The following is a 14,379-nucleotide window of genomic DNA, read 5'->3' on the forward strand; positions in this document are numbered from 1 at the left end:
CAACAGCACCCGGAGGCTGGGGCAACTCTCCCCCCACCCCTCTGGAGGCAGGCAGTGAGACGTCTTCGCGCATGTCTGGGTGCGGCGGCCGCCGTCGGGCTCGCCGCGGCAGGCACGACCGCGCTCGTCGCGGGCAACGCCTCGGGCGCGACCACCGCACTGAGCGACCGGTGGTACGCCGCCGCCCCGTATCTGATGCCCCTGGACAACGACCCGCCGGACCCGGCGGCCATCATGGACGCCACCGGTCTCAAGGCGTTCCAGCTCGCCTTCGTCCTCGCCCCCAACGGCGGCGGCTGCTCCCCCACCTGGGGCGGCACGACGCCCGTCTCCGCGGACACCGCCGTCCAGTCGGTCGTCAGCACGATCCGCGCCAAGGGCGGCGACGTCTCCGTCTCCATCGGCGGATACGGCGGCACCAAGCTGGGCCAGGTGTGCTCGGACGCGGCCGCCACGGCGGCGGCCTACCAGCAGGTCATCACCAAGTACGGGCTGCACGCCATCGACTTCGACCTGGAGGAGCCGGAGTACGAGAACACGGCGGCGATCAGGAACGAGATCGGCGCCGCCAAGATCCTGCAGCAGAACAACCCCGGCCTCTACGTCTCGGTCACCACGGCGGGCACGGCGGACGGCACCGGCTGGTTCGGCAAGCAGATGCTGCTGGAGGCGAAGTCGCAGGGGTTCACCCCGAACAACTTCTCCATCATGCCGTTCGACGGCGGGTTCAACGGGGCGGCCGCCCAGACCGGCGCCCTCACCAACTTCAACTCCATCCTGCAGTCCACCTTCGGCTGGGACCAGGCGACCGCCTACGCCCATGAGGGCTTCTCCGGGATGAACGGCCGCAGCGACACCGGCGAGTACTTCTCGCAGGCCGACTTCCAGACCGTCCTGGACTACGCCACGAGCCACAACATGGACCGCTTCACCTTCTGGTCCCTCAACCGCGACCGCCAGTGCACCCCTGCCGACAACGGCGGCCGAACCTCCGGCACCTGCTCCAGCGTGGCCCAGAACCCCTGGGACTTCGCCAAGTACTCGGTGAAGTTCGCCGGAGCCACCCCGCCCACCTCGCCCCCGACGCCCACCCCCACACCGACGCCGCCGGGCACCTCGTGCAAGCCTGCCTGGAGTGCCACGGCGGTCTACACGAACGGCAACGAGGTCTCGTACAACAAGCACAACTGGAAGGCCAAGTGGTGGACCCAGAACGAGGTGCCCGGCGCCGCCGAGTGGGGTCCCTGGCAGGACGAGGGCGCCTGCTGAGGCGGCCCGGCCGTCAGGGCACGTCACCGCGCCAGTCGTAGCGGCGGCCGTCGCTCGGACGGGGCGCGTACAGGGCCCGGCCGCCGGGGCCGTACCGGCCTATCTCGGTCACCAGCGCCACCTGCTCGCCCGGCACCCCGCCGGACCGGTCCGTCATGTCCAGCAACAGCCCGTCCAGCGGGCCCCCGACCAGCTGCACATAGGTGTGGCCCGGCCGGGGGCCCGCGTCGTCGTGATCGGCCCCGTACACCCTGCCGCGCATGAACTCCTGCTCATCCATGGTGTGCAGGGTCGCAGGCGGCACTGACAACGGGCACCGGGGCGAGCCGTGCCCGCCCTCAGGAGAAGATCACTACGTCTTCGACGCACCACCGAGGGCCGGCCTCGGCAAAGTGTTCGGTGCGGTCCCCGGCAACCACTCCCGGCGTCCGTGGTACAGCCCCAGGACGATCGCCGCGCCCACCGCGATCAGATGCTCACGGCCGGCCAGGTTGGGCACCGCGATCGACTCCCACACCATCGACCCGCCGGTCAGGGCGAAGACGACGGGCGCGCGCCGGATCACCGCGATGTAGGTGAACAGGCCCACCACCGCCGCGGACGGCCCGGTGTCGAGCACCTTCCCGCACTCGGGCGGCAGCCCGAGGCCCCACCAGCCGGGACCGAGCGCGATCATCGCCCGCGCGGTGAGCGTGCCGGCCAGTGTGGTGGCGTACGCGACGAACAGGGTTCTGGCCCGGCCCAGCGACAGTTCGGCCAGGGCGAAGGCCAGGAACAGCTGGGTGATGCCCGCCCACACCGGCAGATCGAGCGCAGGCACGTACAGCGACACCGGGGTACGCAGCAGGGACAGCCATAACGGCAGGTCGGCGGTGACACCCCCGAGCAGCCACACCGCTCTCGCCCCGGCCGGATGCTGGGCGATGTCATGGAAGAAGACGACCCCGAGCGCGGCCACGAACGCCAGGCAGAGCCCGGACAGCCTGCGTCGCAGCAGTTGTCGTAAGGGTTCGACGATGATGCCCCGCCACTCGTCCCACAGCACACGCCAGAGCCACGACACGATCCGCGAGACCGCGGAAGCCGGCTCCCCATCCACTCCAGCACTCATGAACTCCCCCTGGCAGGGGCTGTCCACCGGTCGCCGTAGCCTCCCGCCACCGTATAGACGTGTGGATCATCCATCGGGTTGACTCATGTCCCGTCAGGACTGTCATGTCCTCAAGGTGCAGGCGACCAATTCGTCCCATAACGTGGTATTCGGACCGTTCCAGGGTCCTCTTTCCCGTGTCGCGAGGTTCGGCGGTAGATCCCGTCGCCGCAAGAATCACCGCACCCCCTGGAGACAACATGGGCACGGATCTTGCCGTCCCCCGCCCGGCCGCGGTCTACGCACTCGCCGCCGTACGGCTGGTCAACGGTGCCGCGGGGCTTCTGGCACCGGACCTCCTCATCCGTCGCCTCGACCCCGGCCGCGAGCCGCCCAGCCCGGCCGCCGTCTACGCCTTCCGGCTCTTCGGGATCCGTACGATCCTGCTCGGCCTCGCCCTGCTGGCCCACGACGACGAACAGCTGCGGCAGGATCTGTCCGAGGGCGTGCTCATTCACGGCAGCGACACCGCGACGGCGGCGATGCTCGGCATCGGCGGCCAGATCCCGCCCCGCACCGCGGTGCTGACCACGCTCGTCTCGGCCGCCAACACCGTGCTGGCCGCCATCTCGCTCACCAACCCCGTCAAGTGGAACCGGAAGTGACCGCGGAGCCCGGCGCCGCTCCGGCCGCCGAGACGGGCTTCGACTATGTCGTCATCGGGGCCGGCGCGGGCGGCGGGCCGCTCGCCGCCAACCTCGCCGCCGCGGGCATGCGTATCCTGCTGCTCGACGCGGGTGGCGCCGAGGAGAACGACAACTACCTGGTGCCCGCCTTCCACGCGGACGCCTCCAACGACGCCCGGCACGGCTTCGACGGCTGGCTGCCGACCGCCCTCGCCGACCCAGAACTGGCCATCCAGGACAAGCAGTTGCTGAAGGTCATCCTCTCCGCGGCACAGGACTGGCGGGCGCACCCATGCGCTGCAGGGCCTGTGGCGGATCCCGCTCTCCACGACGGACGGACGACGCAGCGCCGTGCGCGAGCGCGTCCGGGCGGCGCAGCGCAGCCACCCCGGCCATCTGGTGGTGCGGACGAACGCCCTGGCGGCGCGCGTCGTGCTCGACGCGAACAGCGCGGCGACCGGGGTCGACTACCTCGACGGGGCACACCTCTACGGGGCCGACCCCGCCGCCCGGCCGGTCGCCGGAGCGCCGGTGCCGCGCAGGTTCCTCGCCTCCCGCGAGGTGATCCTGGCCGCCGGTGCCTGCGTCGATGGGCCGGGCGGGTGACGGTCGGAAGCGGACGCGAGTCCACCCGCCGTGCGCATGATCGCCCGTTAGGCTGGCGCCGCCCCACCGGTCCCGATCGTCCCGGAGGACAGGCCTGGTAACGATCAACCGCGAACGCCTCGTCAGAACGCTGACGTTCTGGCTGCGCCCTGACTTCGCGTTGCGCGTCATCAACCGGTTCCAGAAGATCGTGGGTTTCGACCGCTCGATGGCTCTGGCCTCCAGCGCGCTGACGGCGCTGATCCCGCTCGCGATCATCCTCGGTGCCGTCTTCGACAACATCGCGAACGGCAACGACATCGCGAACCGCATCATCACCCGCTACCACCTCACCGGGGACGGCGCCGAGGCGGTCACCTCCCTCTTCACGCCCGCCGAGGAGAGCGGTTCGAGCGGGGGCGTGTTCGGGCTGGCGTTCCTGACCATCTCCGCGCTGAGCTTCGCACGGGCCTCGCAGCGGCTGTTCGAACAGACCTGGGAGCTCAAGCCGCTCAGCGTGCGCAACACCCGCAAGGGCCTGTGGTGGATTCTCTCCCTGGGCGTCTTTCTGGCGGTCACCGGCTGGCTGAACGCGACCCTGCCGCAGGGCCGCGTGGGTCTGGTCCCCGCGCTGTGCGACGTGCCGGTGACCGCGGTCTTCCTCCTGTGGAGCGGCCGGCTCCTGTCCGCGAACCGGATCGGCTGGGTCGACCTGTTCCCGTTCGCCATGACCGCGTCCGTGCTGGCCGGGGTCTATCAGGTGGGCGCGACGGTCTACATGCCGCGTCTGTTCAACTCCTACGCCTCCCGGTACGGCTCCTTCGGAGCCGTGTTCGCGATGATCTCCGGTCTCTTCGGCTTCATGCTCGTCATCGTCGGGTCCTCGGCGATCGGGCGTGAGGTACGGGACGAACTCGGCCGGATCCGACGGGGGCAGCGCCCCTCGGAGAGGGAGGTCCGCCGCCAGTGGGACAGCGTGGTGGCACAGGCACGCTCACGCTGGCAGTCCGCCCGGGAACAGATCCCGCACCGTCGGGCCAAGGAGCAGGGCTAGGGAAGCAGGTCGTCGAAGGCGATGGTCAGATGGCGGGGACCACGCAGCACCGCGTTCGGGCGGTACGGCGGCGGGTCCTCGACCAGTCGGGGGTTGTCGAGCCGGCGGGCCAGTTCCGACAGGGCGATCTGGGTTTCGAGGCGGGCCAGCGGGGCGCCGAAGCAGCTGTGGATGCCGCTGCCGAAGCCGAGGTGCTGGATGTCCCCGCGGTCCGGGTCGAAGCGGTCGGGGTCCTGGAAGCGCTCCGGGTCCCGGTTGCCCGCCGCGAGGACGAGCCAGATGCGGGAGCCCTTCGGGATGGTGACCCCGCGCAGCTCGATGTCGGCGATGCAGGTGCGCTGCGGCACGAGCTGTACCGGTGGCTCGTAACGCAGCAGCTCCTCCACGATGTTGACGGACAGTCCGGGGTCGTCGCGCAGGCGCTGCAGGACATCCGGGTGGCGCAGCAGGGTGAGCATGCCGTTGGTGATCAGATTGACGGTGGTCTCGTGGCCCGCGATGAGCAGCAGCACCGCCGTGCTGAGCACTTCCATCATCGTCATGGCGCCGTCCGGGCCACGGCTGGTCGCCAGGTCGGTCAGCATGTCGTCGCGAGGATTCTTGGTGCGCTCCTCGACCAGCCCGGCCAGATACATGCCCAGCTGCATCCGTGCCTCCTGCGCGGACTTGCGGAATTCGGCGCTGGCGCTCTCGCGGGTGTCCGGATCGAGGGAGGCGACGAGCGGGTCGACCCAGGCGCGGAAGCGCGGCTCGTCCTCGCGCGGCACCCCGAGCAGCCGGCAGATCACGGTCACCGGGAAGGGGTAGGCGAACTGGTCGACCAGGTCGATCTGCCGCTGGTCCCCGAGGCCGTCGATCAGGTCGGAGACGATCTGGGCCAGGTCACCGCGCATGGAGTCGATCCGGCGGGGCTGGTGCGGCGGGCCGAAAGCACTGTTGGCCATGCGCCGCAGCCGGTCGTGCTCCGGCGGGTCGAGCCGGATGAAGCTCGGCGGCAGCCCCGTCTCCTCGATCCCCGCCTGGTCGCCGCCCGCGGCGGCGAGGTTGGCGGCGTCGGAGCTGATCCGCGGGTCGTGGAGCAGGCCCTTGATGTCCCAGTACGAGCTGACGACGTAGGGACCGCCCTCCTCGTCCTGCAGCACCGGCGTCTTGTGCAGTTCCTTGTACAGCGGATACGGGTTGGCACGATTGGCGTAGTCGGTGATCTGCCGCAGGATCGAGGCTTGCGTCATGTGGGGTCCTTGGGCGTGCAGGTCCGGGCGGACGTCGAACGGGCCGGCTGTCGGTCAGTGCCGGGCCGGAGTGAAGACCAGTTGTCGGTCGGCCGGTGAGTAACCGCTGAGGGTCACGGTCGGGCCGTGTGTCGGCAGCGACGGGTCGGGGAAGTCGGCCGGGACGGGCGTGCGGCCTTCGGGGCGGCGGTCCACCGTGGGGAACTCCACCGGGAACGGCGCGCCCGTCTCGATCATCCGCTCGTAGAAGTCCAGCCACCGCGTGTTGTCGAAGCTCACGGCGGCGATGATCCGGCCCTGGTAGCCGTAGACCCCGACGAAACGGCGCTCGGCCAGCGAGCCCTGCGTGATCATGAGCTGCTCGCCCATGGGCGGTACGCCCACCGACTTGATGTTCACGCCGAACTGCGACGACCAGAAGGCGGGCATCCACAGGTGCGGGCGGCGATCGCTGCTGGGGCTGATCATGTTGTGCGCGGCGGTCTCGGCCTGCGCGATGGCATTGCCCCAGTGTTCGAGGGAGAGGAACTGGTAGCCGAACAGCGCGTGCGGGGAGCGTGCGACGTCGCCCGCGACGAAGATGTCGTCGGTGACGATGCCCCGGAAGTCGAAGGCACGGCAGCCCGCGTCGCAGGCGATGCCTCGGGGGCCCGCGCCGAGCCCGGATCCGGCCAGCCAGTCGGTGTTGCGGGTGGCGCCGAGCGAGACGACCACGACGTCCGCCTCCACGACGCTCTCGTCGGACAGATGCACGGCGCGCACCCGGCCGACCGTGTCACCCTCCAGGGCGGTGACCATCACACCGGTGCGCAGGTCCACGCCGTTCTCGCGGTGCATGTCCGCGGCGACCGCACCGATCACCCCGCCCAGGGCACCCGCCAGGGGCGCGCCCGCCCGCTCCGCGAGGGTGACCGGGATGCCCTGGTCCCGGCAGGCGGAGGCGATCTCCGAACCGGTGAACCCGGCACCGATGACGAACACCCGGCGCGGACCGGCCTTCATCCGCCGGTGCAGTCCGACCGCGTCGTCCCGGGTGCGCAGCACGAGGACGCCGTCGAGCTGGGCCTCCGGCTCCTTGGGCCAGGGCCGGGCCCGTACGCCGGTCGCGATCAGCAGACGGTCGTACTCGACCTCGTCCCCGTCGGCCAGCCGGACCCGCTTGGCCGTCATGTCGAGGCCGGTCGCGGGGACACCGAGGCGCCACTTGGCGTCGACCTCACGACACCGGGGCAGCTCGGTGTGGCGCGGGTCCGCCTTGCCCAGCAGCACCGCCTTGGACAGCGGCGGCCGGTCGTAGGGCTCGTACGGCTCGTCGCCGATCAGGGTGAGCGAACCGGTGAAGCCCTCGTCGCGCAGCGTCTCGGCGGCCCGCAGTCCGGCGAGCGAGGCGCCCACGATGACGATCCGGCCCTCGCGCCGGAGCCGGTCCAGATAGTCAGCTGCCATCGGAGGACTCCCGAGCGGGTTCCGAGGGCGCGCCACCCACACCGTCCAGCGCGTCGGCCGTGATCGCCTGCACGGGGCAGGCGGCGACCGCGCGCGCGAGCCGCTCGCGTTGCTCCTCCTCGGCCCGTGGGTTGTAGACGAGCGACTCCTCGCCGTGCATGGCGAAGACATCCGGCGCGAGGAACGCGCACTGCGCGTACCCCTGGCATTTGTTGAGATCGACGACAAGCCTCATCGACGCTCCGCCCTTTCGGCGGCCAGGTCCGTCGGCGCTCCGCCCGCTCGGCGGGCACTCGCCTCGGGACGGCGGTCATCTCCCGCACGCCAGCATGGAAGCCGGGATGTGGCCGCGCGCGCCGGGACATTCCGATCGGGTGACGTCCCGCGGAGCCGTCCTCAGCCGACCGTGACGGCCCGCCGCCCGCGACCGCTCACCGCGAGGATGTACACGCTCAGCAGCAGCGACCATCCCGGGAACACCAGCTCGGACCACGGGACGTTCGGCGCGACGAAGAGCAGCGTCAGTGCGGTGAGGAAGCCCAGCAGGGTCAGCCACCGGGGCAGGACTCCGCGGCGGTGCCCGAGCACCGACAGGGAGCCCGCGAAGACGGCAGCCATCCGCATCGCGTACCCGGTCATCAGCGTGTACGCGAAGTGGCGGCCGAAGTTCCAGGTGGACAGCCCGGGGGCGCTGCCGGAGGGCTGCTGGGTGGCGAGGACGGCCCAGGCCGCCGCGGCCGCGCCGAACATGGTGGCGGTGAAGACCAGGCCGCTGCCGAGGAAGACGGTGGCGAGGAACTTGTCCTCGGCGTTGCCGACATGGGCACGTACGGCGCCGACGAACCACAGGAAGAAGATGCCGGCGAACGGCACGAGATCCAGGGCCGCGCGCACCGCACCGCGTCGGGCCGAGTCGGTGAACCCCGGGGCGGTGACCGCGTCGGCGCCCTGGGGAATCCCGAGCCGGATCAGGACGATGGCGGCCGCGAGCAGCAGCGCGAAGACGATCCCCGCGAGCCCGGCTGCCCGCGGGGTCTGCAGGGCCTGCTCCCCCGGCCCGATGTTCTGCATGCGCGGCTCGCTTCCTCTCCGGAGGTTCCGGCGGTCCCCGCCACCAGCAAGCCTGCTCCCCGGGAGCCCCGCCACCGGGAGACACCCGAACGGCACACGGCGCGGTCCGTCACCTGCGGGGAGCCGGGGCCGGGGACCGCCCCGTCATCGGGACGTCCGGACGCGCAACGCCGTCACGGTCCAGGTGAGCGGCGGGGCGAGGGGTTCCGGGGCGGGCCAGCCGTTGATCAGGGCGAGCAGCTGGACGTAGCGGTCCCTGCGCGGATCGACGGCGGTCTGCAGACGCTCCAGCAGCCACCGCCGTGCTTCGGCGTCGTCGGCGCGGCCGCCCGCGAGGGCGCAGCGTGCGGTGAGTGTGGCCACGACGGAGTCGGCCCGCGGCGATCGAGGGCTCATTCCGGATGCCACGGCCGCGCCCACGACATCGCGGGCGACGGCGACGACGTCGGGGCGCGGCGGCACGGGGCCGTCGTCGGCCGGCTCGGCAGTACGGTCCTCGGCCGGGCGCCGCTGGTCTTCGGCCAGGCGCCGCTGCTCGTCGGCCAGGTGCCGCAGCGTGGTCCGGAAGTCCGGGTCGAGGGACAGTTCCGCCAGCTCCACCCATGCTCCGACCTGCTCGTCCGAGGGGTTGTCGGGCAGTTCGGGAGTCATCGAGCGACGGGCCGCGGCAAGGCCCGAGTTGTCGCCGGGGCCGGTGGGGCCGTTGAAGACGGCGTCCAGGAAGTCGTCGGTCAGGCGCCTGCGTTCGGCTTCGGTCAGCTTGGCCAGTTGGTGCATGCGTGCCATCTCCTCGGGGGTCGGCTCCCGTTCGGCCACGGCCGTCAGCACCGCCCGGCGCAGACGCAGGACGCGGATCTGCACGTCCAGCGCGGCGGCGTGCTCCGCGGCGACGTCGGGGAGGGCGAGTTGCCGGTCCACGACGTTTCGTATCGCGTCCAGGCCGAGTCCGAGTTCACGCAGCGTCCGGACGAAGGCGAGACGGGCCACTGCGTCGGGGCCGTAGCGGCGGTAACCGGCGGGTGTGCGGTCGGCCGGCGGCAGGATGCCGCGATCGGAGTAGAAACGGATCGTCTTGACCGTCAGCCCGGTGCGCCGGGCGAGTTCACCGATCGAGTAGAGCGTGCCGCCGTCCATGCCCCCACCTTCGGGTCTCCCCCGGCGGGAGACTCAAGTCTGCGCCTCGGCGCGCCCGCGGCACCCGCTCACCCCCGCCGCCGCCCGAACTCGTCGACCGACGTCGTCATGTCCTGGGTCCCGATGACCGAGAGAAGCTCCAGCTGGGCGGCGCCCTCGGTGCCGGGCGGGGCGGTGAACCAGAGCAGGCGCTGGCGCCCGTCCTCGCTGAACAGGCTGTGGCAGTCCAGCTCGATGACGCCGAGCGCGGGGTGGACGATGCGTTTGTGGTCCGTCCGGCGGAGCGCGACGTCATGGGTGTCCCAGAGGGCGGCGAACTCCTCGCTGCGGCGGCGCAGCGTGGCCACCATCCGGGTCACCTCGGGATCGCTGCCGCGCTTCGCGGCGACCGCCTGGAGGTCGGCGACGAACACCCGGGAGTGATGGGGGTGGTCCTCCCGCGGGTAGAGCCCACGGGAGGCGGGGTCGGTGAACCAGCGGTACACAAAGCTCGCCGCGGGTCCGCTCACCGCCGGGGGCGGGCCGACGAGCGCCGCGGCCAGGGGGTTCTGCACCAGGGTCTCGTGCAGGTCGGTGATGACCTGGGCGGGGGTGGTGGTGAGCCGGTCCAGCAGCCCGAGCAGGGCCGGCTGGACATGGGCGGCGGAGCCATGGGTCGCCGGGGGCAGCGGCCGGTCGGCGAGGTGGAAGAGGTGGTCGCGTTCGTCGCCGTTCAGCCGTAGCGCGCGGGCCAGCGCGGCCAGGACCTGGGTGGAGGGCTGGGCGCCGCGACCGCGTTCCAGCTCGGTGTAGTAGTCCGCGGACAGCCCGGCCAGCTGGGCGACCTCCTCGCGGCGCAGTCCGGGCACCCGGCGCCGGGGACCGGTGGGCAGACCGACGTCGGCCGGGCGGATCCGATCGCGGCGGGACTTCAGATAAGCGGCGAGCTCCGACTGGTTCACCCGTCCATGGTCACGCCTGCCGGCGGACGGAACCAGGGGTCGCCGACCCCAGGGTGGACACAGCCGTGGTTGTCGCGGGAACGCCGGCCGAGGGTGGGGACGCAAGCAGGGCAACACCGGGTCGCCCGGCGCCACGGACCAAGCCTCGTGGCGCGCTCGTACGGCATCTTGCGCAGGAGTCACCATGTCCACCCAGGAAACCGCCGCAGCCCCCACCAGGTCCAAGGCACCCCGCGTCGCCGTCGTCACCGGCGGCTCGCGCGGCATCGGCCGCGAGACGGTGCGCCGGCTGGCCGCCGACGGACATGCCGTCGTGGTCGGGTACGCGGGCAACCGCGACCTGGCCGAGGCCGCCGTGAAGGAAGCCGTCGCGGCCGGTGGCCGGGCGGTCGCCGTCCGGGCCGATGTCGCCGACGAGGAGCGGGTGGCCGCGCTGTTCGCCACCGCCGGGTCCGAGTTCGGCGGGGTCGACGTGGTCGTCCACGCGGCCGGCCGGATGTATCTGGCCCCGGTCGCCGAGCTGGATCTGGCCGAGCTCGACGCGATGCACCGCACCAACATCCGCGGCACGTTCGTGGTCGCCCAGCAGGCCGCCCGCACGCTGCGCGCCGGCGGGGCGTTCATCACTTTCTCCACCTCCGTGGTGGGCCTGGCCTTCCCCGGGTACGGCCCGTACAGCGCGAGCAAGGGCGCGGTCGAGGCGCTGACCATGGTCCTCGCGCGGGAGCTGCGCGGCCGGGACGTCACCGTCAACGCCGTCGCCCCCGGTCCCACCGCCACCGACCTCTTCCTGGAGGGCAAGGACGAGGAGACCGTCGCCCGGCTGGCCGCCCAGCCCCCGCTGGAACGGCTCGGCACCCCAGCGGACATCGCCGAGGTGGTGGCCTTCCTCGCGTCGCCGGCCGGCCACTGGGTCAACGGCCAGGTCGTACGCGCCAACGGCGGCATCGTCTGACCGACGACGGAATCGCCCGACCGACAGCATCGCCACACAAAGGAGAGACCCCACCATGCCGTTCGCGAACTTCAAGGTCCCCGCGGGAAGCCTCGACGAGAAGCAGAAGGAGCTGATCGTCACCCGCACCACCGAGCTCTATGTCGAGATCTACGGTGAGCGCGCCCGCGCCACCACCATGGTCCTGGTGGAGGAGGTGACCGACGGAGGCTGGGGCATCGGGGGCCAGGTGCTGACCCTGGCCATGCTCCAGCAGTCGCCGGACCGCTGACGGACCGGCTCGGTCTCCGTGCTAGAACGCTTCGTCATGGAGACCGAGCCGATCACCCTGTCCACCCCGCGGCCGGTGCGGCGGCCGACGCTCGTCCAGGGCTGGCACGAACTGGCCTTCCTGCACTGGGCGGTGGAGCCGGACCGGGTGGCGGGTCTGCTGCCCGCGGGCACCCGTCCCGACACTCTGGACGGGGTCACCTACGTCGGCCTGGTCCCGTTCCTGATGCGCGCTGTGGGCCTGGGACCGGGGCCGGGTCTGCCGTACCTGGGCACGTTCTGCGAGACGAACGTGCGCCTGTACTCGGTGGACGAGCACGGGCGGCGCGGTGTCGTCTTCCGGTCCCTGGACGCGGCCCGGCTCATACCGGTGCTGGTGGGACGGCTCGGCGTCCGGCTGCCGTACGTGTGGTCCACCATGCGCCTGCGCCGCAAGGGCGACGTGATCACGTACAGCTGCCGCCGCAGGCGCCCGGGCGGCCGGAGCGAGGCGAGCCGGGCCGTCGTGCGGGTCGGCGAGCCGATCGCCGAACCCACGCCGCTGGAGCGGTTCCTGACCGCACGGTGGGGTCTGCATGTGTCATGGCACGGCCGCACGGTGCACCTGCCCAACGAGCACGCGCCGTGGCCGCTGCACCGGGCCCGGCTGCTCGATCTCGACGACGACCTGGTCACGGCCGCCGGGCTGCCGCCCCTGACGAGCCCGCCGGTCAGTGTGCTCCACTCCCCCGGGGTCACCGTCCGGTTCGGGACCCCCACCCTGCTTCCGTAGGCGCACTCGGGGATCAGGCGGGCTCCTCGGTCTTCGCCACGCACAGGGCCCAGATGACGAACCCCGAGATGGCGATCATCAGGATCGACCAGACGGGGTAGTACGGCAGGGACAGGAAGTTCGCGACGACGATCAGCGCGGCGATGGCGATGCCGCCCATCCGTGCCCAGAAGGTCGCCTGGAACAGCCCGAGGCCGACCACGACGGCGATCGCGCCGAGGAAGAGATGGATCCAGCCCCAACCGGTCAGGTCGTACCGGAAGACATAGCTGGGCGTGACGAGGAAGACGTCATCCTTGAGGATCGCCATGATGCCGCGGCAGATGCCGAGCACTCCGGTGATCATCAGCATGACGGCGGCGAACGTCGTCAGGCCCGCGGCCCATGCCTGTTTCGTTCCGGTCTGCGTGCGGGGGGTGGTGGTCATCGCTTCGCCTCGTTTCGTCTGGTCCGGCTCTGGTCGTCGTCCGGCAGTGGTCGGCGTTCGGCGGTCAGCTCAGGACCTTCGCCTTCGCCCGCTGGAACTCCTCCTCCGTGATGTCGCCCCTGGCGCGGATCTCGGACAGCTTGGCGAGCTGGTCGACGCTGCTCGGCTCGGCCGTGCCGCCGGCGGTCTGCCGGATGTAGGTGTCGAACTGCTCCTTCTGCGCACGCGCGGAGGCGAGTTCGCGGCCGCTCATGCCCCTGCCCCGCGCGATGACGTAGACGAAGACACCGAGGAAGGGGAGGAGGATGACGAAGGCCAGCCAGCCCGCCTTGCCCCAGCCGCCGAGCGAGTCGTCCCGGAAGATGTCGAGGATGACCTTGAAGAGCAGGATGAACCACATGACCCACACGAAGAACCAGAGCATCGTCCAGAACGCGCTCAGGAGCGGATAGTCGTAGGCGAGGTACGTGTCTACAGCCACTTGTCTCCTCCTCCGTTCGGGGTGGACGCCCCGGTGGCGGTCCGTGCCCACCTCAGCGTGTCCGCCGCGCCGGCCGTGCGCCTCACCCGATGAGGGTGATCGGCGGGCCGGGACTCACACCGTGTCCTTCTCCGCCCTGCGGATCGCGGCCCGGAGGGCGAACGCCATCACCAGTTCCGCCAGTCCGAGCAGGACCAGCCACAGGCCCAGCAGCCGGGTCAGGACGACCGCGGACTCGGTCGGCAGCGCGAGGACCACGATCCCCGCGACGACGCCCAGCGCACCCACGCCGGCGAGGACGCCCCGGTGCGGCAGGCCCTTGACGGCGACGGCGGTGTAGAGGGTGAGCATGCCGGACACGAGCCAGGCGACACCGACGATCAGGGACAGCGCGGCGATGGTCTGCAGGGGGTGACGCAGACACAGCACACCGGCCACGACGAACAGCGTCGCGAGCAGGACCCGTGCGAACCGCTCGCCCTGAGCCTCCCGGGCGAACGCCGCGACGAATCTGAGCACGCCGCTCACCAGCAGATACAGGCCGATGACGACCGCCACCACATGCAGCGTCCCGTGCGGCCACACCAGGATCACAATGCCCGGAATCAGGGTGACGAGCGCCGAGGTCAGCGCCCAGCCCCAGGAGGCGCCGAGAGCGGCCAGCACCTCCAGGGGATCCCCCTGCGACCCCAAGGACGTGCCGTAGGGGTCCTGTTCCGGTCCGGCACCAGGTCCCGAATGCGACGGTACGGTCATGGCTCCTCCTTACTCCGGCAACTGGCGCATCTCCAGGACGTGCAGCCCCAGCGACTGGCACCTGGCCAGCAGTCCGTAGAGGTGCGCCTCGTCCACGACCGGGCCGAACAGCAGCGTCTGACCCGACACGACGACATGGTCGAGCTCGGGAAAGGCTTCGACGAGCGTCTGAGACAGGTGTCCGTCGATGCGGATCTCGTACCGCATGAG

At 71.4% G+C, this 14,379-nt stretch carries 19 protein-coding genes; 7 read left to right on the forward strand and 12 right to left on the reverse strand.

The annotated features are described in order from the left end of the window. Window positions 1–54: 54 nt before the first annotated feature. Window positions 55–1,269, forward strand: coding sequence for a carbohydrate-binding protein (locus ACZ4EG_RS27935; RefSeq protein WP_467792538.1), 1,215 nt, complete (start codon window positions 55–57; stop codon window positions 1,267–1,269). A 13-nt stretch (window positions 1,270–1,282) separates the two neighbouring features. Here the strand turns inward: ACZ4EG_RS27935 and ACZ4EG_RS27940 are convergent, their stop codons facing one another. Next, window positions 1,283–1,549 carry a hypothetical protein gene (locus ACZ4EG_RS27940; protein ID WP_363295618.1) on the reverse strand — a complete coding sequence of 89 codons (267 nt, stop codon included), beginning with the start codon at window positions 1,547–1,549 and terminating at the stop codon, window positions 1,283–1,285. Between the two features lie 72 nt (window positions 1,550–1,621). Next, a complete protein-coding gene (locus ACZ4EG_RS27945; protein WP_453555809.1) occupies window positions 1,622–2,380 on the reverse strand; it encodes a hypothetical protein in 759 nt (252 codons plus the stop codon). A 239-nt stretch (window positions 2,381–2,619) separates the two neighbouring features. Between ACZ4EG_RS27945 and ACZ4EG_RS27950 the strand changes: the two genes are divergently transcribed. The 3 genes from ACZ4EG_RS27950 (at window position 2,620) to ACZ4EG_RS27960 (ending at window position 4,684) form a co-directional block, all read left to right on the forward strand. Beyond that, window positions 2,620–3,024: a hypothetical protein gene (locus ACZ4EG_RS27950; protein WP_467792539.1), complete on the forward strand. Its 405-nt coding sequence runs from the start codon at window positions 2,620–2,622 to the stop codon at window positions 3,022–3,024. Between the two features lie 372 nt (window positions 3,025–3,396). Next, complete coding sequence (locus ACZ4EG_RS27955) at window positions 3,397–3,651, forward strand: hypothetical protein (RefSeq protein ID WP_467792540.1); 255 nt, start codon at window positions 3,397–3,399, stop codon at window positions 3,649–3,651. 160 nt (window positions 3,652–3,811) lie between these two features. Further along, a complete protein-coding gene (locus ACZ4EG_RS27960; protein ID WP_467792541.1) occupies window positions 3,812–4,684 on the forward strand; it encodes a YhjD/YihY/BrkB family envelope integrity protein in 873 nt (290 codons plus the stop codon). Here ACZ4EG_RS27960 and ACZ4EG_RS27965 read toward each other — a convergent pair. The 6 genes from ACZ4EG_RS27965 to ACZ4EG_RS27990 form a co-directional block, all read right to left on the reverse strand. Beyond that, entirely contained in the window at window positions 4,681–5,916 is a 1,236-nt protein-coding gene (locus ACZ4EG_RS27965) for a cytochrome P450 (protein ID WP_467792542.1), read from the reverse strand. The two genes, ACZ4EG_RS27960 and ACZ4EG_RS27965, sit on opposite strands and share 4 nt — an antisense overlap. 54 nt (window positions 5,917–5,970) lie before the next feature. Continuing rightward, window positions 5,971–7,362, reverse strand: coding sequence for an NAD(P)/FAD-dependent oxidoreductase (locus ACZ4EG_RS27970; RefSeq protein WP_467792543.1), 1,392 nt, complete (start codon window positions 7,360–7,362; stop codon window positions 5,971–5,973). After that, the gene (locus tag ACZ4EG_RS27975; RefSeq protein ID WP_453555821.1) at window positions 7,352–7,597 is read right to left on the reverse strand and encodes a ferredoxin; all 246 of its coding nucleotides are present in this window, start codon (window positions 7,595–7,597) and stop codon (window positions 7,352–7,354) included. The genes ACZ4EG_RS27970 and ACZ4EG_RS27975 overlap by 11 nt, the downstream gene beginning before the upstream one ends. Window positions 7,598–7,758: 161 nt before the next feature. Further along, window positions 7,759–8,433: a hypothetical protein gene (locus ACZ4EG_RS27980; protein WP_453555823.1), complete on the reverse strand. Its 675-nt coding sequence runs from the start codon at window positions 8,431–8,433 to the stop codon at window positions 7,759–7,761. 144 nt (window positions 8,434–8,577) lie between these two features. Further along, a complete protein-coding gene (locus tag ACZ4EG_RS27985; RefSeq protein ID WP_467792544.1) occupies window positions 8,578–9,567 on the reverse strand; it encodes a MerR family transcriptional regulator in 990 nt (329 codons plus the stop codon). A 68-nt stretch (window positions 9,568–9,635) separates the two neighbouring features. Further along, window positions 9,636–10,508 carry a helix-turn-helix transcriptional regulator gene (locus ACZ4EG_RS27990; RefSeq protein WP_467792545.1) on the reverse strand — a complete coding sequence of 291 codons (873 nt, stop codon included), beginning with the start codon at window positions 10,506–10,508 and terminating at the stop codon, window positions 9,636–9,638. Window positions 10,509–10,692: 184 nt separating this feature from the next. Between ACZ4EG_RS27990 and ACZ4EG_RS27995 the strand changes: the two genes are divergently transcribed. The 3 genes from ACZ4EG_RS27995 to ACZ4EG_RS28005 are packed head-to-tail and all read left to right on the forward strand — an operon-like array spanning window position 10,693 to window position 12,505. Then, complete coding sequence (locus ACZ4EG_RS27995) at window positions 10,693–11,463, forward strand: SDR family oxidoreductase (protein WP_453555829.1); 771 nt, start codon at window positions 10,693–10,695, stop codon at window positions 11,461–11,463. Between the two features lie 55 nt (window positions 11,464–11,518). Beyond that, window positions 11,519–11,734 carry a tautomerase family protein gene (locus ACZ4EG_RS28000; protein WP_453555831.1) on the forward strand — a complete coding sequence of 72 codons (216 nt, stop codon included), beginning with the start codon at window positions 11,519–11,521 and terminating at the stop codon, window positions 11,732–11,734. A gap of 36 nt (window positions 11,735–11,770) precedes the next feature. Next, window positions 11,771–12,505 carry a YqjF family protein gene (locus ACZ4EG_RS28005; RefSeq protein ID WP_467792546.1) on the forward strand — a complete coding sequence of 245 codons (735 nt, stop codon included), beginning with the start codon at window positions 11,771–11,773 and terminating at the stop codon, window positions 12,503–12,505. 13 nt (window positions 12,506–12,518) lie between these two features. Here ACZ4EG_RS28005 and ACZ4EG_RS28010 read toward each other — a convergent pair whose 3' ends face one another. From ACZ4EG_RS28010 to ACZ4EG_RS28025, 4 genes are all read right to left on the reverse strand, one after another. Next, a complete protein-coding gene (locus tag ACZ4EG_RS28010) occupies window positions 12,519–12,932 on the reverse strand; it encodes a DUF7144 family membrane protein (protein WP_453555835.1) in 414 nt (137 codons plus the stop codon). 64 nt (window positions 12,933–12,996) lie between these two features. Continuing rightward, a complete protein-coding gene (locus ACZ4EG_RS28015) occupies window positions 12,997–13,413 on the reverse strand; it encodes an SHOCT domain-containing protein (RefSeq protein ID WP_453555837.1) in 417 nt (138 codons plus the stop codon). A gap of 114 nt (window positions 13,414–13,527) precedes the next feature. Next, window positions 13,528–14,169, reverse strand: coding sequence for an HdeD family acid-resistance protein (locus ACZ4EG_RS28020; protein WP_453555839.1), 642 nt, complete (start codon window positions 14,167–14,169; stop codon window positions 13,528–13,530). A gap of 9 nt (window positions 14,170–14,178) precedes the next feature. Further along, window positions 14,179–14,376 (reverse strand): hypothetical protein, encoded by a 198-nt coding sequence (locus ACZ4EG_RS28025; RefSeq protein WP_453555841.1) that lies wholly within the window; start codon window positions 14,374–14,376, stop codon window positions 14,179–14,181. Between the last annotated feature and the right edge of the window lie 3 nt (window positions 14,377–14,379).

The sequence above is a fragment of the Streptomyces sp. NPDC025638 genome (assembly GCF_055558775.1).